General features: G+C 71.3%; 31 protein-coding genes and 1 pseudogene. 14 read left to right on the forward strand and 18 right to left on the reverse strand.

Going from position 1 to position 21999, the window contains the following annotated elements:
* Positions 1-22: 22 nt before the first annotated feature.
* Positions 23-451, reverse strand: coding sequence for a cytidine deaminase family protein (locus ACFXMG_RS12790; RefSeq protein ID WP_383829688.1), 429 nt, complete (start codon positions 449-451; stop codon positions 23-25).
* A 117-nt stretch (positions 452-568) separates the two neighbouring features.
* Positions 569-1519 (reverse strand): helix-turn-helix transcriptional regulator, encoded by a 951-nt coding sequence (locus ACFXMG_RS12795; protein ID WP_383829690.1) that lies wholly within the window; start codon positions 1517-1519, stop codon positions 569-571.
* Between the two features lie 39 nt (positions 1520-1558).
* Between ACFXMG_RS12795 and ACFXMG_RS12800 the strand changes: the two genes are divergently transcribed.
* The gene (locus ACFXMG_RS12800) at positions 1559-2071 is read left to right on the forward strand and encodes a hypothetical protein (RefSeq protein WP_383829693.1); all 513 of its coding nucleotides are present in this window, start codon (positions 1559-1561) and stop codon (positions 2069-2071) included.
* Complete coding sequence (locus ACFXMG_RS12805) at positions 2068-2547, forward strand: hypothetical protein (RefSeq protein ID WP_383829696.1); 480 nt, start codon at positions 2068-2070, stop codon at positions 2545-2547. Before ACFXMG_RS12800 ends, ACFXMG_RS12805 begins: the two co-directional genes overlap by 4 nt.
* Here the strand turns inward: ACFXMG_RS12805 and ACFXMG_RS12810 are convergent.
* On the reverse strand, positions 2544-3194 hold the full coding sequence (locus ACFXMG_RS12810) for an NADPH-dependent F420 reductase (RefSeq protein WP_383829699.1): 651 nt from the start codon (positions 3192-3194) through the stop codon (positions 2544-2546). The genes ACFXMG_RS12805 and ACFXMG_RS12810 overlap by 4 nt on opposite strands.
* A 75-nt stretch (positions 3195-3269) precedes the next feature.
* On the opposite strand from ACFXMG_RS12810, the gene ACFXMG_RS12815 reads away from it, so the two are divergent.
* From ACFXMG_RS12815 to ACFXMG_RS12855, 9 genes are all read left to right on the forward strand, one after another.
* The gene (locus ACFXMG_RS12815; protein WP_383829702.1) at positions 3270-3635 is read left to right on the forward strand and encodes a winged helix-turn-helix transcriptional regulator; all 366 of its coding nucleotides are present in this window, start codon (positions 3270-3272) and stop codon (positions 3633-3635) included.
* 170 nt (positions 3636-3805) lie between these two features.
* Positions 3806-4255, forward strand: a complete 450-nt coding sequence (locus ACFXMG_RS12820) for a hypothetical protein (protein WP_383829705.1) — start codon at positions 3806-3808, stop codon at positions 4253-4255.
* On the forward strand, positions 4255-6336 hold the full coding sequence (locus ACFXMG_RS12825; RefSeq protein ID WP_383829708.1) for a hypothetical protein: 2082 nt from the start codon (positions 4255-4257) through the stop codon (positions 6334-6336). The genes ACFXMG_RS12820 and ACFXMG_RS12825 overlap by 1 nt, the downstream gene beginning before the upstream one ends.
* Positions 6337-6350: 14 nt before the next feature.
* Positions 6351-6914: a hypothetical protein gene (locus ACFXMG_RS12830; RefSeq protein WP_383829710.1), complete on the forward strand. Its 564-nt coding sequence runs from the start codon at positions 6351-6353 to the stop codon at positions 6912-6914.
* A 41-nt stretch (positions 6915-6955) separates the two neighbouring features.
* Positions 6956-7348, forward strand: a complete 393-nt coding sequence (locus ACFXMG_RS12835; RefSeq protein ID WP_383829713.1) for a VOC family protein — start codon at positions 6956-6958, stop codon at positions 7346-7348.
* On the forward strand, positions 7335-7994 hold the full coding sequence (locus ACFXMG_RS12840; protein WP_383829716.1) for an SMI1/KNR4 family protein: 660 nt from the start codon (positions 7335-7337) through the stop codon (positions 7992-7994). Before ACFXMG_RS12835 ends, ACFXMG_RS12840 begins: the two co-directional genes overlap by 14 nt.
* Positions 7995-8180: 186 nt before the next feature.
* A complete protein-coding gene (locus tag ACFXMG_RS12845; RefSeq protein WP_383829719.1) occupies positions 8181-8864 on the forward strand; it encodes a beta-glucanase in 684 nt (227 codons plus the stop codon).
* Between the two features lie 143 nt (positions 8865-9007).
* Positions 9008-9667: a hypothetical protein gene (locus tag ACFXMG_RS12850; protein WP_383829722.1), complete on the forward strand. Its 660-nt coding sequence runs from the start codon at positions 9008-9010 to the stop codon at positions 9665-9667.
* Positions 9668-9713: 46 nt separating this feature from the next.
* A complete protein-coding gene (locus tag ACFXMG_RS12855) occupies positions 9714-10061 on the forward strand; it encodes a VOC family protein (protein WP_383829724.1) in 348 nt (115 codons plus the stop codon).
* Positions 10062-10138: 77 nt separating this feature from the next.
* Here the strand turns inward: ACFXMG_RS12855 and ACFXMG_RS12860 are convergent, their stop codons facing one another.
* Together ACFXMG_RS12860 and ACFXMG_RS12865 are read right to left on the reverse strand one after the other, a co-directional pair.
* Positions 10139-10345, reverse strand: a complete 207-nt coding sequence (locus ACFXMG_RS12860; protein ID WP_383829727.1) for a hypothetical protein — start codon at positions 10343-10345, stop codon at positions 10139-10141.
* A complete protein-coding gene (locus ACFXMG_RS12865; protein WP_383829730.1) occupies positions 10342-10731 on the reverse strand; it encodes a hypothetical protein in 390 nt (129 codons plus the stop codon). Before ACFXMG_RS12865 ends, ACFXMG_RS12860 begins: the two co-directional genes overlap by 4 nt.
* A gap of 162 nt (positions 10732-10893) precedes the next feature.
* Between ACFXMG_RS12865 and ACFXMG_RS12870 the strand changes: the two genes are divergently transcribed.
* A complete protein-coding gene (locus ACFXMG_RS12870) occupies positions 10894-11148 on the forward strand; it encodes a winged helix-turn-helix domain-containing protein (protein WP_359171485.1) in 255 nt (84 codons plus the stop codon).
* 49 nt (positions 11149-11197) lie between these two features.
* Here ACFXMG_RS12870 and ACFXMG_RS12875 read toward each other — a convergent pair whose 3' ends face one another.
* The 4 genes from ACFXMG_RS12875 to ACFXMG_RS12890 form a co-directional block, all read right to left on the reverse strand.
* A complete protein-coding gene (locus ACFXMG_RS12875; RefSeq protein WP_384900937.1) occupies positions 11198-12259 on the reverse strand; it encodes a hypothetical protein in 1062 nt (353 codons plus the stop codon).
* Positions 12181-12636 (reverse strand): NUDIX domain-containing protein, encoded by a 456-nt coding sequence (locus ACFXMG_RS12880; protein ID WP_383829736.1) that lies wholly within the window; start codon positions 12634-12636, stop codon positions 12181-12183. Before ACFXMG_RS12880 ends, ACFXMG_RS12875 begins: the two co-directional genes overlap by 79 nt.
* Positions 12637-12817: 181 nt before the next feature.
* Positions 12818-13009, reverse strand: coding sequence for a hypothetical protein (locus ACFXMG_RS12885; RefSeq protein ID WP_384900941.1), 192 nt, complete (start codon positions 13007-13009; stop codon positions 12818-12820).
* A 262-nt stretch (positions 13010-13271) separates the two neighbouring features.
* Positions 13272-13433, reverse strand: a complete 162-nt coding sequence (locus tag ACFXMG_RS12890; protein ID WP_359171494.1) for a hypothetical protein — start codon at positions 13431-13433, stop codon at positions 13272-13274.
* Between the two features lie 191 nt (positions 13434-13624).
* On the opposite strand from ACFXMG_RS12890, the gene ACFXMG_RS12895 reads away from it, so the two are divergent.
* Positions 13625-14989, forward strand: a complete 1365-nt coding sequence (locus tag ACFXMG_RS12895; protein WP_383829744.1) for a hypothetical protein — start codon at positions 13625-13627, stop codon at positions 14987-14989.
* Between the two features lie 181 nt (positions 14990-15170).
* Here the strand turns inward: ACFXMG_RS12895 and ACFXMG_RS12900 are convergent, their stop codons facing one another.
* The 6 genes and pseudogenes from ACFXMG_RS12900 to ACFXMG_RS12925 form a co-directional block, all read right to left on the reverse strand.
* Complete coding sequence (locus ACFXMG_RS12900; protein WP_383829747.1) at positions 15171-15668, reverse strand: hypothetical protein; 498 nt, start codon at positions 15666-15668, stop codon at positions 15171-15173.
* A gap of 2 nt (positions 15669-15670) precedes the next feature.
* A complete protein-coding gene (locus ACFXMG_RS12905) occupies positions 15671-15907 on the reverse strand; it encodes a hypothetical protein (RefSeq protein ID WP_383829750.1) in 237 nt (78 codons plus the stop codon).
* A 13-nt stretch (positions 15908-15920) separates the two neighbouring features.
* A pseudogene (locus tag ACFXMG_RS12910) lies at positions 15921-16424 on the reverse strand (recombinase family protein); the annotation flags it as partial.
* Positions 16425-16601: 177 nt separating this feature from the next.
* Complete coding sequence (locus tag ACFXMG_RS12915; protein WP_383829753.1) at positions 16602-16919, reverse strand: SH3 domain-containing protein; 318 nt, start codon at positions 16917-16919, stop codon at positions 16602-16604.
* Positions 16920-17044: 125 nt separating this feature from the next.
* Positions 17045-17713 carry an aspartate/glutamate racemase family protein gene (locus tag ACFXMG_RS12920; RefSeq protein ID WP_383830448.1) on the reverse strand — a complete coding sequence of 223 codons (669 nt, stop codon included), beginning with the start codon at positions 17711-17713 and terminating at the stop codon, positions 17045-17047.
* Positions 17710-17988, reverse strand: coding sequence for a hypothetical protein (locus ACFXMG_RS12925; RefSeq protein ID WP_383830445.1), 279 nt, complete (start codon positions 17986-17988; stop codon positions 17710-17712). The genes ACFXMG_RS12920 and ACFXMG_RS12925 overlap by 4 nt, the downstream gene beginning before the upstream one ends.
* A 317-nt stretch (positions 17989-18305) precedes the next feature.
* Here ACFXMG_RS12925 and ACFXMG_RS12930 point away from each other — a divergent pair, with 317 nt between their 5' ends.
* Complete coding sequence (locus ACFXMG_RS12930) at positions 18306-18908, forward strand: ankyrin repeat domain-containing protein (protein WP_383830454.1); 603 nt, start codon at positions 18306-18308, stop codon at positions 18906-18908.
* A gap of 24 nt (positions 18909-18932) precedes the next feature.
* Here the strand turns inward: ACFXMG_RS12930 and ACFXMG_RS12935 are convergent, their stop codons facing one another.
* From ACFXMG_RS12935 to ACFXMG_RS12945, 3 genes are read right to left on the reverse strand one after another with little or no spacing between them, the layout of a single operon-like run.
* A complete protein-coding gene (locus tag ACFXMG_RS12935; RefSeq protein ID WP_383830442.1) occupies positions 18933-19253 on the reverse strand; it encodes a hypothetical protein in 321 nt (106 codons plus the stop codon).
* Positions 19254-19257: 4 nt separating this feature from the next.
* Positions 19258-20751: an MFS transporter gene (locus ACFXMG_RS12940; protein ID WP_383830439.1), complete on the reverse strand. Its 1494-nt coding sequence runs from the start codon at positions 20749-20751 to the stop codon at positions 19258-19260.
* Complete coding sequence (locus tag ACFXMG_RS12945) at positions 20748-21956, reverse strand: M20 family metallopeptidase (RefSeq protein WP_383830436.1); 1209 nt, start codon at positions 21954-21956, stop codon at positions 20748-20750. Before ACFXMG_RS12945 ends, ACFXMG_RS12940 begins: the two co-directional genes overlap by 4 nt.
* Positions 21957-21999: the final 43 nt, after the last annotated feature.

Genomic DNA, 21999 nt, shown 5'->3' on the forward strand with positions numbered 1-21999 from the left:
TCTTGGCCCGCGCCCCCGCCTTCTAGTCGCTGTCGGGCTGGTGGTCGGCCCAGACGTAGCTGTCGGGCAGCAGCTCGGCGATGGGGACGGCGCGGGCGCGGTCTTCGCCGCTCACGATGACCCGGATGCGGGGGAAGTAGTCGAGCAGGACCTGGCGGCACCGGCCGCACGGGGGAACGACGCCCCGGCCGCCGTCGCCCACCGCGACGATCGTCTCCAGCTCGTACGCGCCCTGGGCCGCGGCCGTACCGATGAGGACCAGCTCGGCGCAGGGGCCTCCCGTGAAGTGGTAGACGTTCACCGCCGTGATGATGCGGCCGTCCCGGGCGCGGCCCGCGGCCGCCATGCTGTGGTCGTCGCCCCGGCAGCGGGTGCGGGCGACGTCCGCCGCGGCCCGGACGAGTTCGTCGTCGAGCGGGCCGAGGGTGTCGGGGTGGGGGTGCGTGGACATCGTTCTCCGTCTTGGTGAGGTGTCCGCCCGACCTTGTCCCGTACGCGGGGAACCCGCAAGCGCATCCCCGGCGCGGCGGCCCGCCACCCGAGGCACCGAGGCCCCGCCCCTGCCGTGTCAGCGGTAGCGGGCGGCCAGGGCACGCACGGTGGCGGTGATGCGGTCGCGGAGGTCGTCCGGGGCGAGGACCTCCACCTCGGCGCCGAGGGCGAGGAGGGTGTCGTGGGCGTGGTCGGGGCTCTCGACGGGGAGGGTGGCGCGGGTCCAGCCGTCTGGTTCCGGGACGCCGTTCTCGGCGAGGGCGCGGGCGGCCGCGCCGGTGAGGCGGGCGGCTCCGCGCGGGGAGATCCGGACGACGGCCTCGCCCTGGTGGAGCCGGGCGTGGAAGTCCCGCTGACTCGCGCGCCAGTGCGCGGCGAGGTCGAAGCCGGCGGGGATGTCCGCCTCCTCGTCGGTGACGGTCAGGCCGAGGATCTGGTCGACACGGTACGTGCGCGGGCCGGGCCCTGCGACGAGGTACCAGCGGCCCGCCTTGAGCACGAGGCCGTACGGCGCGAGCCGCCGGTCGACATCGGTCGGCTCCTTCCAGCGCCGGTAGCGGACGGCGAGCACGCGCCCGGCCCGTACGGCTTCGGCGACCTGGGGCAGGAACGGGGCGCCGGCGTCCTCCGCGTACCAGCCGGGGGCGTCGATGTGGAAGCGGGTGCGGAGCCGGTCGACGTGGTCGCGCAGCGGGGCCGGGAGGGCGGCGCGCAGTTTCAGCTGGGCGTCGGCGAAGTGGCCGCCGAGGCCGAGTTCGTCGGCGGCGACGGGCAGTCCGGCGAGGACGAGCGCCTCGGCCTCGCGCGCGTACAGGCCGGTGAGGCGGGAGCGGTGTCCGGCGAGCAGTTGGTAGCCGCCGCGGTGCCCGGCGTCGCCGTAGAGCGGGACTCCGGCGGCGTGCAGGGCCTCGACGTCCCGGTAGACGGTGCGGACGGAGACCTCCAGCTCTTCGGCGAGGTCGGCGGCGGTCATCCGGCCGCGGGTCTCCAGGAGGAGCAGGATCGACAGCAGACGGCTCGACTTCACTGACACAAGGTGTCAGTGAAGTCCTCCTACAGTCCAGCCATGGCTTTCGCGGAGAAGTACCTCGTCGCGCTGGAACCGGTCGACATCGGCGGCCGGCACATCAAGCGCTACCACGTCACGGCGGACCCGGCGGGCATCGAACCGGAGGTGGAGAAGGCGGCCTACGCCCTGCTCCCCGACCTCCTGCCGGAGCCGGACGGCACCCCGGCGGCGAGCTTCGTCGTCCTCCACCGGGGCGGCGACACGGGCGCATACCTGAACGTCTACAGCTGGGCGTGGGACAACGTCCTCCACTTCGCGGGTGCGGCGGCCGGGCAGCCGGCCCTCGACTGCCCCGACACCGACCCGACCCACTTCGTCCCCGTCACCGGCACCGCCCGCGACCGAGGCTGGATCGGCTGCGTCTGGGAACTGGCGCCGCTCGACCACGAGCGCACGGCCTGGATCCGCCACGTCCTCGCCCCCGACACCCCGGACCTCCCCGCCTACCTGGCGGACGCCCTCCGCACCGGCACGACAGCGACCCGCACCACGGACGGAGCACCCGCATGACCTCCCACGGCTTCGACTTCCTGGACGGCGCGTTCACCGTCCGCAACCGCCGCCTCGTCGACTTCCTGGACCCGGCCGCCGGCTGGGAGGAGTTCGACGGCCACACCACAGGCCGCCTCCACTGGGGCGGACGCGCCCACGTCGACGAGATCGTCTTCCCCGCGAAGTCGTTCAGCGGTCTGACCCTGCGCCTGTACGAACCGGAGACCGACGAGTGGACCCTGAACTGGTCCAGCACCCGCACCGGCCGCCTGGACCCCCCGGTCCGCGGCCGCTTCGAGGAGGACGGCACCGGCGAGTTCCACGGCGAGGACCACTACGCCGGCCACCCCGTCCACGTCCGCTTCCGCTGGTCGGAGATCACCCCCGACTCCGCCCGCTGGGAGCAGGCGTTCGCCCCCGAGGGCACGGAGGAGTGGCTGGTGAACTGGGTCATGGACTTCCACCGCATAAGCAGCCGGCTCGTCGGCCGCTAGCTCGCCGGGCCCGTCGCGTAGGCCAGGGGTGGGGCGATGGACTGGGCGTCCGCGCCTTCGCCCACCCAGAGGCCGATGAAGAGGGCGGCCGTGGCCTCCAGGAGGGCCGCGCGGGCCAGGTCGCCGGCGGGGACAGGGGTGCAGCCTGTGGCTCGGATCAGGGTGTGTACGTGGGACAGGGACGTTTCGTCGTCGCCGCAGACCGGGACGGAGAGAGGGCGGCCGTCGAAGACGGGGGGCCGCATGCGCCACACGTCTTCGTGGCAGAGGTTGAACGCCTTGACCACGTGCGCTTCCGGGGCCGCTGCCGCCAGGCGCTGCGCCGCGGAGAGGCCTCCTTCGGTCAGGAGCCGGAAGCCGGGGCCCACCGGGTTGGAGCAGTCGATCAGTGCCTTACCCGTCAGCGCCGTGCGCAGTTCGCTGACCACTTCCGTTCCCGCCTCGAAGGGGAGCGCGGCGAGTACCACCTCGCCTGCCTCGGCTGCCGTTCGCAGCGAGCCCGACTCCGTGCCTTCCCCTATACGGGTCGCCAGCCTCGCCGCCTTGTCCGTGCTTTGGCCTCCGATGGTCACGTGGTGTCCGGCTCGGGCCCAGTGGGTGGCGAGTGCGTCGGCCATGTTGCCCGTTCCCAGTACGCCGATCCTCATGTCGTGCCGCCTTTCCGTCGCCTGCTTCGACCTTGCGTACCGACGCTAGAGGGCCCGTCGGGCACCATGTGGTACGTGACCAGCGACCCGTTCCTCGCCGACTGCCGTGCCCGGCTCGCCTTCGACCTTCTCTCCAACACCTGGAACGCCGTGGTGATCTGGGCGCTGCGCGACGGCCCCAGACGCCCGTTCGAACTGCGGGAGCGGATCGGGGGCATCAGCTCCAAGGTCCTCACCGAGACCCTGCGCCGGCTCCAGTTCAACGGACTCGTCGACCGGCACCCCGAGCCCGGCGCCGTGCCCCCACGCGTCTCCTACGAACTCACCCCTCTGGGAAGGACGTTGCTCGCGCCCATCGACGCCTTCGGCGCGTGGGCCTTCGAGCACGGTGACGACGTCATGGCCGCCCAGGACGCGGCCCGCGGGCCTGATGGGTGCTGACACCCATTTCCTCTCCCCACCAGGGGCGAATATCCTGACATTAGCGCATACATCTCCCCTCCCTCTCGCGTGAAACGTTGAGCACCCCCAACCCTGCGAGCGAAGATCACGCAGGCGCGTCCAGGGCGCCGGCGGAAGCAGCGGGGAACGTACGGGGGAAGGGAAGTCTCATGGGCTGGGACGAGTGGGAGCAGCTCAAATCGGAGGCGGTCGAGCGGCAGTCGACGGCCATGCTGCTGAACGGGGTTCCGGACGAGGACCCCGGGGCCGCGGCGCCCGGAGGGGATCTGAAGGTCAGTCAGCGGGATCTGGCGGCCGTCGGTGACGCCGCGTTCCGGCTCTTCGACGACCTGGGGAAGTACGGGCGGGACGCCTGGTCCGTGAGCCAGTCCGCCTCGAAGGACCTGAGTACGCAGGGCTTCGCGCTGGGCGGGGCGCTGGATCACGTACAGGACCGCTGGGAGAAGCAGTTGAAGACGCTACTGGACGCCTGCGCGCACATCTCGAACCACATGGACTTCACGCAGAACGCCCACGCGGGCGACGAGCACTACATCTACGGGGTCGTGAGCAGTATCGCGACGCTGGACGAGGGCTTCACGGAGAGGACGCGGCGCTGATGGACTTCGAGTCGCTGCGGCAGGGCAGCTTCGGGCAGCTCGGGCAGGCCGTCACCGCCTGGAAGGGGGTCGCCGACAAGCTGAAGACGCTGGAGACCAGCGCCAGGGACGACCTCAAGGCGAAGGCGGACAAGGCCGATTGGGCCGGTGTGAACGCCACGGTCTCGCGCGGGTTCATCGGCAAGACGGCGGGTGAGTTCTCGGACGCCCACACCCAGGCGCAGAGCATTCACGACATCCTGAAGGACACCCACGACGAACTGGTCAGCTACAAGCAGCAGTTGGACCAGGCTCTGGAGCGCGGCCGCACGAAGAACCTCACCGTGACGTCCCTCGGGGGCGGCGGCTTCACCGTGACGATGCTCATCCATCCGGACCGGGCCGCCAAGGGGCACGACGTACCCGATCACTCGCCGCAGGACGCGCAGCACCTGCGGGACGACGTGCAGCGGATCCTGGACCGGGCGACGGAGAGCGACACGACCGCGGCGACCGTGCTGCGGGCGCTCGTCGACCAGGCCGAGACCGGCTTCTCGGGGGCGAGGTACGGGGACCGCGACGCGGCGGCCGACGCGCTCCGCAAGGCCGACGAAGCGGCCGAGCTGCTGAAGCGGAAGGGCGACGAGATGTCGCCCGAGGAGTTCCAGAGGCTCAACGGGCTGCTCGCCTCGTACCGCAACGACCCTTTGTTCCAGGAGAAGTTCGCCACGCAGGTGGGGCCGAAGGGGATGCTGGAGTTCTGGGCCGACCTGTCGAGCCCGGACAGCACGAAGGACCTCACCCGGACGCAGCTGAACCAGCTCGGCGACTTCCAGAAGAACCTCGGGTACGTGCTCGGCGGCGCCACCCAGTCGGACAGCCCCGCCATGCGGCAGTGGGAGAACGACATGCTGCGCCTGTCGGGCGAGCGGTACCGCACCCGGCAGGGCGAGGTGTGGGGCTACCAGATCATGAGCAACCTCATGCGCACGGGCGACTACGACGACCGGTTCCTCACGCGGTACGGCAACGATCTCGTCGCCAAGGAGAAGGAGATGAGGCTCCCGGACCGCTACTGGAACGGCGCGCAGATGCCGAAGATGAACTTCATCGGCGACGAGGAGTTCGGCCGCGACCCCCTGGCGGGGTTCATGACCGCCCTGGCCAACAGCCCTGACGCGTCGACGGAGTTCTTCAACGCCAAGCAGCCGCAGGACAACGCGGAGTGGGTCCTCAAGGACCGGGGGTACTTCGACGACTCGCCGCTGGACGACGGGCCGAACGAGGCCCGGGACGCCGCCGGCAAGGCGATGTTCGCGGCGGTCTCGGGGGTCACCGACCCGGAGGCGCCCGGGCAGAAGTACGCGGAGCACACGCCCGAGCAGCGGGAGGCCATGAAGCGCTCCCTCGCCATCCTCGCGAGCACCGGCAACGACTTCCCGCCGGAGCTGCGCGACAGCATGGCGTACGCGCTGGGCAACCACGGCGACCGGGTGCACCAGGCGATGAGCGATCCGGTCGGACGGCACGAGCTGGACGCCGGCCAGCTCATGGAGGTCAGCAAGCAGATCTCGCGGAACCGGGACGACTACCAGACCCTCACCCAGGTCATGCACCAGTCGGTCGTGGCCGACATCATGACGGAGAAGGGCCACCCGGAGGACAGCCTTGACCGTGCGGGACGCACGATCGGCTTCCTGGAGGAGGCCCGCTACCAGGCGACCAACACCGACAAGGGCGAAGCGCTCGCCGACGCCTCGTGGGAGAAGTCGTGGAGGTACCACATCGTGGGCGGTCTCCTCACGCCGTGGCATCCGGCCGGTGACGCCGTGCAGCGCGGGGTGGACATGATCACCGCGAAGATGCTGGAGGACGAGCAGAACAGGATCAACGCGCAGGCCACCTCCGATCACACCAAGACGTACGAGAACCGCAGCGAGGAGCTGCGCGGCCTGGCCGACCTCTGGTACCAGCAGAACAAGGAGTGGGCGGAGGACCCCGCGCACGAGGGCTACTCCAAGAACCACGGCATCTACTCTCAGATCGAGGGCGCCGCGAACGACGGCAACAAGAAGGCCGAAGGCGTGGGAGGCGTGCAGTGAGGACGACAGAGAACATGACGACGACACGAGGGCGCCTCATGGCCTCCGCCGTGCTCGCCCCCGCCCTCGCCCTGACCCTGACCGCGTGCGGCGGGGACGGCCGGGATTACACGGTGCCCGAGGCGGCCTGCGGGGTCCCGCTCGACGAGAAGGTCCTGTCGCCGTTCCTCGTCGACGGCGAGCGGCTGACCGTCACCGGCGACTCCGTCGTCGACCCGCCTCAGGGCAAGACCTGGAGCCGGTGCGAGCTCCGGGTCGACGGCGCGCTGGTCGTCGGTCTCCAGGTCGATCGCGTCGACAAGCTCTACGACCCGATGCACGCGTCGGAGGAGTACCGCTTCCGCTCCCGCGCGAAGATGACCGGCCTGCCGTTCTCCGGCCTCGGCGCCGTCGGCGACTCCAACTCCATGGTCGCCACGCCCTGTTCCGGCCCCGGGGTGGACCACCTCATCGCGTACGTGAGCGTGGACGGCGGCACGGAGGGCGGCTCCGGCACCGCCGAACGCCGCGAGGCGATCGAGACCTTCACCCTCGATTTTGTACCGAAGGTGAAGAAGGAACTCGGCTGCACCGCCTGACCCGTTGGGCAGGCGCGGGCCGCTGATCTACCCTTCCCCTCATGATCGCCCCATTGCAGTGCGTGGTGCTGGACTGTCCGGACGTCACGGAGCTCGCGCGGTTCTACCAGGCGCTCCTCGGGGGCGCGGTGAACCGGCCCGATCCCCGGTGGTCGCTCGACGACGACTGGTCGACGCTGCACACCGACGGCGGCCTCGTCCTCGCCTTCCAGCGCGTGGCGGACCACCGCCCGCCGCGCTGGCCGGACCCCGCTCACCCACAGCAGTTCCATCTCGACCTGGGCGTCGAGGACCTGGACCGCGCGGAGGCGGAGGCTCGCGCGCTGGGCGCGACCGCGCTCGACGGCGGTGACGGCGGTGACGGCAAGGGGGGTTGGCGGGTCCTCGCCGATCCGGCGGGGCACCCGTTCTGCCTCGTCCGTGACCGTGACTGAGCCCGGGGCCGTCGCCGCGCGGGTGATCGAGGACGCCTGGCGGCGCGTCACGCACTGGCTGAGCCGTCACGCCCCCGGCTCCCACGCCGCGCTAGCGCCCGGGGCGAGTCCGGAGCGGATCGCCGCGCTGGAGGCGGAGCTCGGCGTCCGGGTCCCCGCCGACCTGCGTGCGCTGTGGCTGCTGACGGCGGGCGACGGCGGTGTGCGGGGCGCGGGGTGCCTGCCCGGGAACGAGGCGCTGATGCCGCTCGACGCCGTCGCCGCCTTCCATCGGCAGCAGATGGAAGCCCAGCGGCACGAGGACGCCCTGAACGCGCGCCGGCCGGAGTACGACCGGTTCACCGTCTGGAGGGCCGCCTGGGTGCCGGTCGTCTCCCACGGAGCGGCCGACCGCACCTCGGGCTGGTACCTGGACACCGAGTCCGGGTACCTGGGCCGCTGGTCCCGCTACAACGAGGGGCAGCCGGACGAGCTCGACACCTTGGGCACGTACCTGGAGGAACTCGCCGACATGCTGGAGGCACCGGCCCTCGCCACGCGGGACATACCGGGCCTCGTGGGTGAGGCGCTGGTGTGGGGCAGCCGTCTCGACCCGGCGCAGGAGGCGGTGTGGCGGCCGCTGGTGGAGCGCCACCGGGCCGGGTGAGGACCTAGGCCGACGAGGCCGACGAGGCCGTCCCTCGCGCGGCGCCGTGGCCGGGATCGCGGCCGGGCGTCGCCGTGACGCCCGTGACGATTTCTCGACAGGAGCGGGCGGTTCCGCATGCGGGGTGCGCGTGCGGGGAGCCATGACGGTGTCCGTCGTCTCCCGTCCGCACCGCCAGGAGCCGCCATGTCCTCTCCGCCTCCGCCGCTGTCGCCGCCCGACGGTCCCCTGTTCACCGCCGACTTCGGGTCGGCCGCGCAATGGGTCGCCGGGCGTTCCTGGGCCTATCCCGGGGGCGGTCCGGTCAATCCGCTCGACAACAAGCTCGACCACCTGGTGGACGATCCCTCCTACAGCCGCTCCGGCGTCTTCCGGGCCACCCGCCGCCGCGACGGGATGTGGGACAACGGGCTGCTCACGACGGAGGGCAGCGACGAGGGCTTCGAGGTGCGGGCGGGTGACGTGCTGGAGGCGCGCGTACGGCTGCCCGTGGAGACGGGTGCCTGGCCGGCGATCTGGACGTGGCGCGACGGCGGACAGGAGGTCGACGTCTTCGAGTACCACCCGGACAACCCGGATCTCCTGGAGCTGTCCAACCGGGTGGCGGGCACCCACCACTACTACCGGTCGCCCGCCGTCCGCCCCGGCGGCTGGGTGGATCTGCGGACCGAGTTCGGCGCCGGGTCCGTGCGCTGGTGGGTCGACGGCACCGAGGTGTACGCGGACGGGCGGGGGGTCGGACCGTCCTGGCACGCCTTCCTGATCGTCAGCCTGTCCGTCTGCGCGGGCCGCTACCACCCCGCACCGGACCCGGGCACGAGCGAGATGTCCTTCGAGGTGACCGGCCTGCGGGTGACCCGCCCCGGCTGATGCCCGCGCGGCCCGGGCGGAAGCTTCTCCTCCCCTGCTGGGCCGCTCAAATGTGGCTCAAGTCGCTTGCCACGTCGGATCGGTAGCGGGCAAGGTCGCCGTACCGCCATCGACCAATGGCGCGATACGGGGGAATCATCAGCATGAAGAACACCATGAAGAACGCCCTGGCGGCGTGCGCGGCCACCGTCCTGCTCGCGGGCACGGCCGCCTGCTCGTCGGACGGCGACACGCGGCCCGCCGCGACCGAGCGCGTGTCCCACGCGGCCCGGAGCTCGGCGCCGACGGCGTGCTCGGGCGGTACGTACACGTGGTTCAACGTAGAGCGGCGGGACGTCCTGACGGGGGTCGCGGAGAAGGAGACTCTCGGCAAGGGCGGCGGAAGGCTCACGCGGGCGATCGCGCGGCTCCACTCGCCGCGTACCGCCGTGACGATGGAGACGGGCCCCGCGGTGGACGCGGCGGCCGCGCTGCGCTCGCTGGGCGCCCACATCGGGGGCGGCGGCGAGGACTCGTCGTTCGCCGAGGCGGGCCGCACCGCGCCGGACCTCGACCCGGGCATCACCGACGTCCAGGGCGCGGGCACCATCGTGCAGTACAGCTTCGTACGCCTGGCCACCGGCGACTTCCGTTACTCCTGCCCCGGGGGCAAGCCGTCCGCCGGCCGCGCCACGAGCTGGATCGTCGACGGCACGGGCATCCTCGACTGCGACGAGCCGGCGAAGGTCCTCAAGGACTCCGCGCCGGGCCGGGACGCGGCCCGCCTCTCCTGCGGTCCGAAGGCCCCGGCCACCAAGGGCTGAGCGCGGGCGGTGGCGCGGCGCGCGGCGTTCGGGCAAGATCACCGGCATGATCTCGGTGGTGCAGAACGTGGCGGTCGACTGTGCGGATGCCTATGAACTGGCGCGGTTCTGGAGCGAGGTGACCGGTGCCCCGCTGGACCCGGAGGACGCGCCGGGCGCCCACGAGACGCAGGTGCTGCTTCCCGGGGGCCCGGTCCTCTACTTCAGCCAGGTCCCGGAGCCGAAGACGGTCAAGAACCGCGTCCACCTGTGCCTCCGCCCGACGACCACGCGCGACGCGGAGGTCGAGCGCCTGCTGAAGCTCGGGGCGACCCTCGTGGCCGACCGCCGGGAGCCGGACGGCGCGGGCTGGGCCGTCCTCGCGGACCCCAACACCTCTGACTACCAGTTCTGAGCTTACGCGCACGTCAGAGAACACAGAAGCCCCGCACGACAGTTGAGCCGCACGGGGCGTTTTGCTGTCTGCGGGGGCTACGTGCCCGACCGGCCCTCTCCGGGCACCGGGGCGGGGGTCATGGCCACGGCGTGGCTCGGGCAGCCCCAGAGGACGACCCCGGGGCCGCTCTGACGCTCGATGTAGCCGACCTCCACGGGCGCGTACGTCCAGCGCTTACAGCGGCAGCAGAGCGCGCCTCGCCTCGCGGGGGCGGACTCGGCAGCGAAGGCTTCGCGGGTCATGCGGTCACCCCTGTAGCGGCGAGACCGGCGAGGGTTTCGAACTGGTCGCCCGCGTAGCCGTACGCGTAGTCCACGCCGAGCGTGGCGAGGACGGCAGCAGTGCGCCGTTCGCGGATCACACCGAGGTCCATGGTGGTGTCCATCCGGCAGTACGGGCGGGTAAGCGCCACGTCTTCCCCACGAAGCGGGGTGTAGAGCGCTCGAACGTGCTCGGGGGTCGGGGTGGGCCACGGCTTAGCCCACGGGTCCGCAGGGGCAGGCTCGGGCAGCTCGGCGAGGAATTCGGCGGTGTGGCGTCCGGGCCGGCGAGGGGCCATGGCACGGACGACCGCGAGGACGAGCACGGACCCGAGTCCGATAGCGGCGAGGGCGATAAGCTCACGCATGGTCGTTTCAGCTCCCTAAAGCTGTTTCGGCAAGCCCCGAGGGACCGGGCCTAATCGGTTCCTCGGGGCGTTTTTCGTTTCGACGGTAACCAACTCCTCTACCCTCGTCTACCTACGTATGGCTACGGCTCTCACTGTGGCTGGTTGTCTACGCTTCCCCCCATGAGCCCGAGCATTGATTACGAAGCCCCGACACCGCCGTACCAGCAGATCGCGGCGGAGCTCATCCGGGACATCGAGTCGGGCACGCTCGCGGTGGATCGCCCGATCCCCTCGGAGTCCGCGTTGATCCAGCGATGGGGCGTGGCCCGGGACACCGCCCGCCGTGCCGTGCGGCACCTGCGTGAACTCGGCTACGTCTACACCGTGCCGCAGCGGGGCACCTACGTACGCGACCGCAGCGCGGACGCGCAGTAGGCCCCTCCGCGCACCCTGGGGACGGGTGCACGAACAACGTGGGAACCGTTCAGACGGGCACTCCGGGGTCGAAGTACTCCGGCGTACGGAACAGGCCGGCGAAAGTACCGGGGCCGTGCCGGTCGTCCAGCCACCCCGAGAGGGCCCCGGTCGCTCCGCTGATCACCGAGCGCAGGACAAGGGTGTGTAGGTCTTCCTGCTCACCGGGAGCGAACTCGTCCAGGAACGACGCGTACCGCCGATTCACCCCCGCTTCGTAGCGCCAGAGCGCCCCGGTGTAGCGCGTGACCTCGTCCGTGGATGCATCGGCCGAAGCGGTCGCCTCCTCCCCCGCCAGGGTTCCCGTCACGTCCCGGAACGCGAGCCGTTCCGTCGCGTCCTCGGGTTCTCCGACCCCGACACGTGCAGCGGCCTCACGGGCGATGCGGCGGGCTTCCCTGTCGCACGCGCCCTCCATGACGACACCGAGGTTTCGGGTGTGCGGCGCGCCCTTCGGGTCAGCAGCGGAGTACGTACGCCCCGACGCGCGACGGAAGTTGATGCCGTACTGCGTCCGGACCAAGCGCCCGTCGACGTACACGTACCGGCGCCGGGATCCGTAGTGAAGACAGTCGTGGGCGTAGGCCCGCAACAGGTCGAGTAGGGCCAGGTTCGCCCGCTCGGGAACGTCGCTCCCCAACGGACCGTGCATGGTCACCAACGCGACCATCTGCAAGTGCCGGTAACCCTGGTCGGGGTGATGGAAGCCCCCGAACGCGCCGGGGCGCGAGGACTCCGCCCCGACCAGCACCCGGTGTAGCGGGAGCATCTGGGAGAGTCCCAGTTCCGCGTACCGGTTCCACGCCATGTAGAAGCCGGCGTGGAAGACCCCCGTGTCCAGACCCGCCGCCTGCCATCGGGCCAGACGTTCGGTGGCGGTGCGGAACACGTGGTCGGGGTGGGCTGAGGTGAGGACGGCGGTGTCGGCCCGCAGGGAGGCCAGAGCCTCTGACGCCCGCGCGCCGACCACCGTTTCGTTCGGTGCCAGAGGGGCTACGACGGGGTGGTGCCCCTGATGAGCTGCCGGTGGGATTCCTGCATCCCCTCCGGCAGGGAGTCCGGTTCGAACCACTGCGCCTCCAAGATCTCGAAGCCATCGATGGACAGCGTTCCTCCGGCGTGCAGTGCCTCGTAGGCGACTTCCACACGGAGCTTGTAACCGCTCGTCACGCTCACCAGACGACCGGGCTTGACGATGAGCCCGGTCTCTTCCTTCACCTCCCGGACGATGGTCGCCGGGAACTCCTCGCCCTTGATCGCATAGCCCGTGGGCAATCCCCACGGGCGCTCCGGCGGCCACATCCGGTGCTTGAGGAGCAGAACGCGCCCCTGGTCGTCGCGTACGACACCGGTGACGCCCACCATGAACTTGGCGTGGGCGAACCACAGGACGCGCCACTGCAACGGGCCCCGGATGAGCCGCCAGAGCCGGGCCACAACACGCTTCATGAGCAAGCCTTTCGAGGGGGACAGGTCCGCAGGGTTGCCGGATACGGCACCAACCTGTCAGACCGCGAGCGGGTCACGTCCGCTCTACGAAACCGACGCGCGCCGCGTCACTCCGCGAGGACGGCGACGACCAGAGAAAGCAGCAGGAGAACAGCGGTCACCGTGACGGCCACGGCTTCCTTCACTCACGGGTCACCAGCGCCACGTACTCCAGCGTCACGGCGAAGACGGTGTGTCCGGTCGTGACCGTGTGCGCTTCACACCCACCCGACGACATGTCGGCCGTTGTCGGCTCCGACTCCCAAGCACACCCGCCGTCCAGGCAGCGAGCCGTCATGGTGACCTCGGACTCCCGCCCGGGATGCTTGGCCATGCGGTACACCGGGACCGCGACAGCCGGCGCCGTGGTCACGGAGCACCCTCCCTGATCGTCAACTTCGGTTCCTCGTGCGGGTGATTGCGTATCTCGACGCGGTAGTCCGCAGCCGCCGACTCGTCGCGGACGCGGACGCTGTACCGCTCGCCCTCCGCCGCGAGCGCACATGTCGTGCAGCCCGGGACGGGCACGGCGGGCGGTACCGACGTCATCGGAAGGGTGATCGGGGACTCGGCATAGGTCCGCGCTCTGTCGGTCCTCACTCGGGCATCCCCGGGGTCCCGCTCCGGATGGCTCGGCGCATCCCGTTCTCCTCCGAGACCCGCGCCATGAGGGCGACCAGCACGGGCGAGTCATCGGTGGTGCCGGTCGGCACGGCCTGGTCGTGCCCGGCGTCGTCGATCCGGTCTCCGTCGGGCACCTGCGGGCGGTCCGCACTCGTTACCGGGTCTACCGGGGGGCCATTCATCGCGGCTCACCTCCTTTACGGGAACGGCTTGTTCCCGCCATGCGCTGATCTCTTGCGTACGAAGAGCAAACCGCGAAGCACGCTTGAACCGGTACCGTTGCGGGGAGGGCAAACCATAAGACTCATAAGCGCCGGGGGTTGTCGTGCCCAGAGCTTCCGAACGACCGCGCAATGAAGGACTCTGCACCCTCCTTGAACAGGCGGGATACTCGGAAACGAAGTTCGCCCATGCCGTGAACCGAGTTGCTGCCGAAGCCGGTCTGACGGTGGACTACCGCCAACCTTCCGTTTCGCAGTGGAAGCAGGGCGGGCAGCCGAAACCCCAGATCAGACCCGTGATCATTGCCGTACTGGAACGGAAGCTAGGGCGCCCGGTCTCTTACGCGGAAGCGGGCTTGCAGCGGCCTGCCGGGGTGGCTGCCGATCCCGGGCGTGACACCGTGGATTCTCTTATCGACCTCGGGAAGGAAGATATGGACCCGTCCCGCCGCAAGCTGCTCACGACGACTCTGTACTCCGCCGCCCTCACCGTTCCGGCCTTCTCCGCGCTGATGACCACGGCGCACGCAGAGGACCAGGGAAGGCTCACCAGGCCCACGGGCCGCATCGGTCAAGGTGAGGTCGAGACCGTCCGACGGATGACGGACAAGATCGCCGACATTCTCGATGATCTCGGGGGCGGACACGCCCGCCCGATGGCATCGGCGTTCCTCGTCAACACCGTTGGCGGGTACCTGCGCGCGGCAGCTCCGGACGCCGTACACCGAGACATGCTCTCCGCCGCGTCGGATCTCGTCTACCTCACCGGGTGGATGGCGATGTACGAACGCGCCCACGGTCTGGGGCAGACCTACTACCTGCACGCTCTCGATCTCGCTCGGGAGTCCGGCGACCAGCTCACGTACTGCCGGACCCTGCGCGGGATGAGCTTGCAGGCATCGCACCTGCGCTACGGCCGGCGAGCCCTGGAGTTCGCGGACTCTGCGGCGGAGGCGGCTCCGACCGGCGCGGCCGGTCCCCGTCTCGTGGCGTTCCTGCGGGGGCAGCAAGCCCACGCCTCCGCGATGGTCGGTGACCGACGGACGGCCGTCGTCCGACTCCGGGAGGCGGAAACCGCGCTCTCGCGGGCGGACTCGCGGCGCGACGCCGTGGGGGGCTACGACCGCGCCGCGTTCCTGTTCCACGTCTCGCACGTCCACTACGAGGGGCGGGACCTGGAAGGTTCGATCAAGGCACTCAAGTCCTCCATCCGGGTCATGTCCCCGTCGGAGCGTCAAGGCCGACTCCACGCACACGCGGTGCTGGCGCAGCGGCAGCACGAACACGGGCACCTCGAAGAGTCGTGCCGTACATGGGGGCGCTTCCTGGACGACTACGAAGTGCTGTCCACCGCGCGCGGGGACGAGCACTTCGGCAAGCTTCGGGCACTCACGATGCCGCGCAATTCTTCCGTCGTTCGGGAACTTCACGAGCGAGCGCGCGAAGTGGCCAAACTCAAGGCCGCGTGAATTCCTGCACACAGAAAGCCCCGCCAGCCTCGTGAAAGAGGACTGGCGGGGCGATCAGCGCTCCGCGCAAAAGCTGTAATCAGCCATGCGAGTTTTTTGCCTCACTGCCGATCTGGGGCGGGGGAAGTCGGGAGTACCCCCCTGGTCGGGCAGCCCCCACGCCGAGAGCCGGCGGTGACCGTCAGTCCGTGCCCGCAATGTATGCGTCCCGCTTATCGGTCAGTTCCTGGTCGAACTCGGCACCGAGTTCGGCAGCCTTTCGGTCAGCGTGCGACACCATGTCTTCCAACAGCCTTGCGTCATACCAGCGCTGTTCGGGAACGGTCTGCACCTCGCCCAATGCGGTCTGCGCGCGCTGCGCCTCGGTCAGTACATGCCCGCGCTTGTGGCGGGCTGCCCGGTATTCGACGTATGCCGCGAACCAGGGCTCTGCGGAAAGGGCAGCGAGGAAAGTTTCTCGCGCAGTGTCACCGGAGTTAGTCGCATCGTCGGCGCGCTCGCGCCACGTCTCGACAACCTCACGGTTGTACGCTGCGGCTCGTTCCGTACGCCGTGCCGATTCCGCCTCCTGCGCTGCCCGCAACTGTGCTTCGGCTTCCGCAAGCGGGGCGGATGCCTTCTCTGCCTGTGCCCGCAGCTTTGCGACTCGCTCGGCCGCCTTCTGAATGTCGGTCATCATAGTCAGTTACTCCCCTTCGTCACGTCGCGGCCGTGCTCGGCTGCAATCTTCTTGTCGTTCTCGTAGTAGCCAAGGTTCATCCGTACGGAAACGCCCAGCGTCTCGAATACCTCAGGGCGAGAGTCGCGCAGTTCGGCGAGCGCTTCCATGCGGCTATCCCGCTTGAACGCGGCGGCGCGAATCTGGCCCTTATCCCGCTTTCCATCCAGGAATTCGACCTGTCCGAGAAATTCATTCATGATTGTTTCCTTACATCGACTGCGCTTCCACCTGAGCGGCGAAAGCGAACATCGTCATTTGAAGTTCCGCCATGGGGTCCATGGGGTTGCGGAAGTCAAAGACGATGCGCCCGCCCCCGCCGATGCCCTCGGCGAACACGAGAACCTTTCGGTGCTCGCGGGCCCACTTCGCAAGCTCGTGCATGTCGGCCATGGACCGGATAGCACGGTCAAAACGCCACCACACCAGGGCGTCGAACTCGTCGGGTCGGGCGAGCCAAGCCCCGAGGGCGGGACGGTCGAAGGGGGACACCTTGGACGCGGACACGTCCAGGTCCACCGCTTCGCGGAGCTGGTCGCCCTCGGCGAAGCTGATGTTGTGCGCGGCTGCCGCTAGGTCGTCGGCCTCGCGCTGCCGCTCGGGGCTGGTGGTCTCGTCTGTGAGCACGGACAGCCGGACACACCGGACCCCGCGAAGGGTCTCGGTGTAGACCGTGCCCGCGAGAGGGTTCCGGGTTTCACGGGTGAGGGTGTTCATACCCCCTGTAGGGACCGGGGGTGTCCCGGAACCGCTCTTGACCAGCACCGACGTACCCACGGCAACACTCCAGAACTACTAGTTCCGTGTGTTGGGAGACCCCGAGGGCAACGAGTTCTGCGTCCTGCGCAGCGACTCCGACCGCGCGGCGGCCCACCGGGAGCCGTCGGCCGATTCCTAGCCGCCGGGGCGGGTGCAGGCGCGCGCCCTGATGTGCCGCTGCACCGCCCAGCCCTCCGTGTCGGCGCGCAGGCCCTCCCTGGCGCGTTCGTCGAGGCGGACGCGGTACCAGTCGCCCTTCTCCCGGAGGACGGTGATGTCGTCCCCGGGTCTGAGCACGCCGAGGGACGCGCGGGAGGTGCTCGGGCCGGTGCGGAGGTGGACCGGGCCGCCGACCTCGTGGCCGCACGGATCGATCCGCTCGGGCGCGGCGGGGGCGGGGGCGACGGCCGCCAGGAACACGGCGGTCAGGGCCACTCCGAGAATCGTCGTCATTCGCATGCCCTGGGCAACCGTCCGCACCCGTCCGGGTGTCACGGGCCCGGCGGGTCTGTCACCCCTTCGGCGGTACGGGCCGGGCGACGCATCCTCCTTCCGTCGCCCGGCCCGTACCGCTTCGCTCACGCCAGCCGGCGAAGGACCTCCCTGCTCGCGGCCGGGATCGGGCCGATGACCGGGACGGGGAAGCGGTGACGGAGGGCTTCGGCGGCTTCGCCGAGGGGGCCGCCGCCGATGATCACCGCTTCGGCGCCGTCCTCCCGCACGCACCGGTCGACCGCTTCGGCCAGGCGTTCCGTCATCTCCTCGGGGGTGGCGGCCAGCCGGTGGGGGTCGCCGGGGGTGAGGCGGATGCCGGTGTACTGGCCGGACCAGCCGAGGCGCGCCGCGCGGGCGTCGATCGCGGTGGCGAGGCCGGGGGTGGTGGTGGCGATGCCGAAGCGGCGGCCGTCCGCGCCCGCCTCGCGCATGGCGGCCTCGGCGATGCCGATGACGGAGACGGTGGTGCGGGTGCGGAGCTCCTCGACGCCGGGGTCCCCGAAGGCGCTGACGACGAGGGCGGCCACGCGGTCGGCGTCCGGGGCCGCGAGGAGCCGGTCGGCCGCGTCGAGGACGTGGCGGACCGAGGCGCGGAGGACCTCCTCGTCGGTGAGCATCGGCGGGCCTGCGGCGACGGTGACGCCCCGGACCTCGTACCCGTCCCCCGGGCGCAGGGTGCGGCGGGCGATGGCGGCCATCATCACGGTGGTGGCCTCGTTGGTGTTGGGGTTGATGAGCCCGATGAGGGTCACGCGTCCGTCTCCTTCCCGGCCGTGGCGGCCATGTCCTCCTCATCATCGCCCTCCATGGACCTGCCGAAGGTCTCCGGCGGGAACTGCACGAAGACGGCGAGGCCGACGAAGAGGGAGCCGAGAAGCGTGAACATGCCGGCGACGCCGTATCGGTGGACCATCGCGCCGATCTGCTTGTGCGCTCCGGTCACGCCGATCCGGTCGAGGCCGGCCTCCAACTGGCGGTGACGCGGGCTCGCGTCGGCTGGGGCGGTTCTGGTGGGGAGGGCTTCCATGGGGATCCTTCCTGGCATACAAACCCGCGGATCCGGCGGGCGTATCCACCGATCGGTTGACCCCCGCCTCGGCCTTCCGCCCTGACCATGGAGCCGTCGGGCCTACGGGAAGGCCCGGAAGTGGATCCAGGATGGAGTATCCGACCATGCGGCAGAGGTCACGGACGCGTACGGTCTCCGGGCCCGCGCGGCCCCCGCTCCTCGACCCCGCCCGGCTCCGCGCCGGCGTCCGGGGCGGGTTCGCGGTGGCCGTGCGGACGGGGCTGAGGACGACCCTCCACGTGCTGCGCCGCCCGATCTTCCTGAGGAGGAACCCCATGTCCGCCGCCGACCAGGCCCTTCGGGCCGCCGTACGGAACGACGACGCCGCCGCCGTGCGCGAGGCGCTCGCCGGTGGAGCCGGTATCGAGCACCGCGACGCGCACGACCGCACCCCGCTCCTGCTCGCCGCGGCCGAGGACCGCGTGGTGGCCGCCCGGGCCCTGGTCGCGGCCGGCGCCGACCCGAACGCGCGGGACGACCGCGAGGACACGCCGTGGCTGGTCACCGGCGTGACCGGCAGCGTCCCGATGATGCGGGTGCTGCTCACCGCCGTTCCGGCGCCCGACGTCACGCTCACCAACCGCTTCGGCGGCGTCAGCCTCATCCCCGCCGCCGAACGCGGCCACGTCGACTACGTGCGGGCCGTGCTCCGCGCCACCGACATCGACGTCGACCACGTCAACAGGCTCGGCTGGACCGCCCTCCTGGAAGCCGTCATCCTCGGCGACGGCGGCCCCGCGCACCAGGAGATCGTGGAGCTGCTCATCAGCGCCGGCGCCGCGCCCCACCTCCCCGGCCACGACGGCGTCACCCCGCTCCAGCACGCCGGACGCCGGGGCTTCCACGAGATCGCCGGTCTGCTGGCGGCCGTCCGCTGAGGCCCGCCCCCGGACGACGGGGGCTCAGCCGTTCTCGCGGCCCGGCAGGGGCGCGCCGGCCAGGAAGGCGCGGTAGGCGTCGGCGGCGGCCGGCTCGATCTCGGGGGCGTACCGGCCGTAGCGGGCGTCGGTGCGGTCCCGCTTGGGGCCGGAGAGCCAGAACTCCTCGCCGGAGTCGACGTCGTGGAAGTTGGCGTCGTACAGCCCGGCCGTCCGGCGCAGGGTCCTGCCGCGGAAGTGGGCGGTGCTCCAGGTCTTCGAGAAGTCCACCCAGCCGATCCAGGAGGGTCCCTGGTCGGTGGGGTGGCCGGTCTTCAGGTGGACGAACATGATGCGTCGGGGCATGGGGTCAGGGTGTCGGAGGCCCGTCGGTGCCGCGACTGGTTTTCTTCGGGGTGCCGGGGCGGCGGGCGGTCAGGGTGAGGGCGGCGGCCGTGGCGGCGAGGGCCGCGCAGAGGAGCCAGACCGTGACGTACGCCGACTCGGTCGGGGTGGTGGTGCCCCGCGGGACCGAGGCGGTGAGGACGGCGGCGATGACGCCGCCGGCGACCGCGCCGCCGAGGGTCTTGACGTTGTTGTAGAGGGCGGTGGTCACGCCCGTCCGGGACGGGTCGCTGGCCTCCGCGATGACGGTGGGCATGGCGCCGAGGGCGACGCCGAGGCCGAGACCGGCGAGGATCTTCGCGGCGACGAGCTGCCAGATCGCCGTGTGCAGGGCGGCCGTCGTCAGGAAGCTCGCCGCGACGAGGGCGAAGGAGACGGCGAGGGCGGGGACGTAGCCGGTCCGGCCGGCGATGCGGGCCGTGAGGGACGAGCCGGCGACGGCCGTCGCCGCCGCCGGGAGCGCCACGAGCGAGATCGACAGGGCGGAGAGCCCGAAGCCGTAGCCGGTGGTGGCGGGGTCGGCGGCGAGGAAGGTGGCGTCGGGCGCCTGGCCGCCGAAATAGACGACGCCGAAGGCGAAGGCGCAGAGGAAGAAGGGGGCGACCCGGCGGTCGGCCAGCGCCCGTACGTCCACCAGGGGTTCGGCGGTGCGCAGTTCGACGCGGGTCCAGACGGATCCGAGCAGCACGGCGAGGCCCAGCTGGACCAGGGCGGAAGCGCCGAGTCCGTCGTCCTTGACGGCCGAGACGCCGGAGAGGAGCAGCAGCATCGTGGCGCTGAGCAGGACGGCGCCCGGCCAGTCGAGGCGGCCGCGGGCGAGGCGCCGGGACTCGGGGATGGCGAGGAAGGAGACGGGGACGCAGGCGGCGGCCAGGACCACCGGGACGAGGAGGGTGAGGCGGACGTCGTCGGTGAGCTCGTGGACGGCGCCGGTGAGGACGCCGCCGAGCAGGGTGCCGAGCGCGAGGGCCCCGACGAGGCGGGCGATGGCCGAGCGGGCCGGGCCGAGCGGCAGCCGGTCGCGTACGAGGGCGATCTCCAGCGGCAGCAGGGCGGCCAGCGGGCCGGTGAGGACGCGGCCCGCGAGCAGCACCGGCAGGTTCGGGGCGAGGGCGACGAGCAGGGTGCCGACGGCGACGCAGGCGAGCGCCCAGCGCAGGACCCTGCGGTGTCCGTGGAGGTCGCCGAGGCGGCCGAGGACGGGGACGCTGACGGCGGCGGCGAGGAGCTGGGCGGAGATGACCCAGGTCAGGTCGGCGTCGGCGATGCCGAGTTCCCGCCCGATCTCCGGCAGCAGGGGCGCGATGCCGCCCTGGAGGAAGCCGCTGGTCAGCTCGAAGAGGACGAGGAGCCCGACGACGGCGCGCACGGAGCCGGAGCCGGAGTCGGCACCTGGGCCGGAGATGTCCGGCAGGTCCGGGGTGGGGGCGCCGGGGCCGGGGTGGTCGGTCGTGGTCATGCGGGGTCCTCGGCGGCTTCCTGGAGGCGGCGGGCGGCGAGTTCGGCGAGCAGGACGGCCGCGTCGAGGACGGCGCGGTCGTCGAAGACGGCCTGGGGCGAGTGGTTCATGGGGGCGGTGGCCGGGTCGCGGTCGGGCGGGCAGGCGCCGATGCCGAGGTACGCGCCGGGGACCTCGCGCAGGACGAGGGAGAAGTCCTCGGAGCCGGTGAGCGGGCGCGGCGCCTCGAAGGCGCGGTCGGCGCCGAGCAGCCCCTGGGCGGTGCGGAGGGCGAACGCGGCCTCGGCGAGGTCGTTCTCGGTGACCGGGTAGTTCTCCCGGTAGTCGAGCTCGGCCTCGACGCCGTGGGCGGCGGCGACCCCCTGGACGACGCGCTCGAACCCGGCGCGGACGGCGGACTGGGTGGCGGTGGAGAAGGACCGGACGGTCGCCTCCAGGACGGCCGTCTCCGGGATGACGTTCCCGGCGGTGCCGGCGTGCAGGGAGCCGACGGTGACGACGGCCGGGTCGAAGACGTCGACGGTACGGGTGACCATCGTCTGGAGCGCGGTGACGATCTCGCAGACGGCGGGCACGGGGTCCTTGGCGGAGTGCGGCGAGGAGCCGTGGCCGCCGGAGCCGCGGACGGTGAGGGTGACCGAGTCGGAGGCGGCCAGCATGGGGCCGGGGCGGACGGCCGCGTAGCCGGTGGGCAGCAGGGTCGAGGTGACGTGGAGCGCGTAGGCGGCGACGACGCGGCTCCCGGCCGCGTCGAGGACGCCCTCCTCGATCATGAGCCCGGCGCCGCCCATGCCCTCCTCCCCCGGCTGGAACATGAGGACGACGTCGCCGGCGAGTTCCTCGCGGCGGGCGGCGAGCAGCCGGGCCGCGCCGACGAGCCCGGCGGTGTGCAGGTCGTGGCCGCAGGCGTGCATGCGTCCGGGGTGCTCGGAGGCGTACGGGACGCCGGTGTCCTCCTGGACGGGGAGGGCGTCCATGTCGCCGCGGAGGAGGACGGCGGGGCCGGGGCGGCCGCCGCGCAGGACGGCCGTGACGGAGCTGAGCCGCTTGCCGAGGGTGATCTCCAGGGGTAGTCCGGCGAGCGCGTCGAGGACCCTGCGCTGGGTGTGCGGCAGGTCGAGGCCGAGCTCGGGGGCACGGTGGAGGTCGTGCCGCAGGGCGATGAGGGTGTCGGCGTGAGCCAGGGCGTCGCTGTGCGTGAACATGCCGGGTATAGTGCCGATCCGCCGGATGAACGGGATCCGCTTG

Origin of the sequence: Streptomyces sp. NPDC059201, assembly GCF_042754585.1 — a bacterium.
Taxonomy (GTDB): Bacteria; Actinomycetota; Actinomycetes; order Streptomycetales; family Streptomycetaceae; genus Streptomyces.

Coding starts and splice junctions, on each gene's coding strand:
- ACFXMG_RS12790 (WP_383829688.1), bottom strand. CDS start 451: ATGTCCACGCACCCCCACCCCGACACCCTCGGCCCGCTCGACGACGAA.
- ACFXMG_RS12800 (WP_383829693.1), top strand. CDS start 1,559: ATGGCTTTCGCGGAGAAGTACCTCGTCGCGCTGGAACCGGTCGACATC.
- ACFXMG_RS12805 (WP_383829696.1), top strand. CDS start 2,068: ATGACCTCCCACGGCTTCGACTTCCTGGACGGCGCGTTCACCGTCCGC.
- ACFXMG_RS12810 (WP_383829699.1), bottom strand. CDS start 3,194: ATGAGGATCGGCGTACTGGGAACGGGCAACATGGCCGACGCACTCGCC.
- ACFXMG_RS12820 (WP_383829705.1), top strand. CDS start 3,806: ATGGGCTGGGACGAGTGGGAGCAGCTCAAATCGGAGGCGGTCGAGCGG.
- ACFXMG_RS12825 (WP_383829708.1), top strand. CDS start 4,255: ATGGACTTCGAGTCGCTGCGGCAGGGCAGCTTCGGGCAGCTCGGGCAG.
- ACFXMG_RS12830 (WP_383829710.1), top strand. CDS start 6,351: ATGACGACGACACGAGGGCGCCTCATGGCCTCCGCCGTGCTCGCCCCC.
- ACFXMG_RS12835 (WP_383829713.1), top strand. CDS start 6,956: ATGATCGCCCCATTGCAGTGCGTGGTGCTGGACTGTCCGGACGTCACG.
- ACFXMG_RS12845 (WP_383829719.1), top strand. CDS start 8,181: ATGTCCTCTCCGCCTCCGCCGCTGTCGCCGCCCGACGGTCCCCTGTTC.
- ACFXMG_RS12850 (WP_383829722.1), top strand. CDS start 9,008: ATGAAGAACACCATGAAGAACGCCCTGGCGGCGTGCGCGGCCACCGTC.
- ACFXMG_RS12855 (WP_383829724.1), top strand. CDS start 9,714: ATGATCTCGGTGGTGCAGAACGTGGCGGTCGACTGTGCGGATGCCTAT.
- ACFXMG_RS12860 (WP_383829727.1), bottom strand. CDS start 10,345: ATGACCCGCGAAGCCTTCGCTGCCGAGTCCGCCCCCGCGAGGCGAGGC.
- ACFXMG_RS12865 (WP_383829730.1), bottom strand. CDS start 10,731: ATGCGTGAGCTTATCGCCCTCGCCGCTATCGGACTCGGGTCCGTGCTC.
- ACFXMG_RS12870 (WP_359171485.1), top strand. CDS start 10,894: ATGAGCCCGAGCATTGATTACGAAGCCCCGACACCGCCGTACCAGCAG.
- ACFXMG_RS12880 (WP_383829736.1), bottom strand. CDS start 12,636: ATGAAGCGTGTTGTGGCCCGGCTCTGGCGGCTCATCCGGGGCCCGTTG.
- ACFXMG_RS12885 (WP_384900941.1), bottom strand. CDS start 13,009: ATGGCCAAGCATCCCGGGCGGGAGTCCGAGGTCACCATGACGGCTCGC.
- ACFXMG_RS12900 (WP_383829747.1), bottom strand. CDS start 15,668: ATGATGACCGACATTCAGAAGGCGGCCGAGCGAGTCGCAAAGCTGCGG.
- ACFXMG_RS12905 (WP_383829750.1), bottom strand. CDS start 15,907: ATGAATGAATTTCTCGGACAGGTCGAATTCCTGGATGGAAAGCGGGAT.
- ACFXMG_RS12915 (WP_383829753.1), bottom strand. CDS start 16,919: ATGACGACGATTCTCGGAGTGGCCCTGACCGCCGTGTTCCTGGCGGCC.
- ACFXMG_RS12925 (WP_383830445.1), bottom strand. CDS start 17,988: ATGGAAGCCCTCCCCACCAGAACCGCCCCAGCCGACGCGAGCCCGCGT.
- ACFXMG_RS12930 (WP_383830454.1), top strand. CDS start 18,306: ATGTCCGCCGCCGACCAGGCCCTTCGGGCCGCCGTACGGAACGACGAC.
- ACFXMG_RS12935 (WP_383830442.1), bottom strand. CDS start 19,253: ATGCCCCGACGCATCATGTTCGTCCACCTGAAGACCGGCCACCCCACC.
- ACFXMG_RS12940 (WP_383830439.1), bottom strand. CDS start 20,751: ATGACCACGACCGACCACCCCGGCCCCGGCGCCCCCACCCCGGACCTG.
- ACFXMG_RS12945 (WP_383830436.1), bottom strand. CDS start 21,956: ATGTTCACGCACAGCGACGCCCTGGCTCACGCCGACACCCTCATCGCC.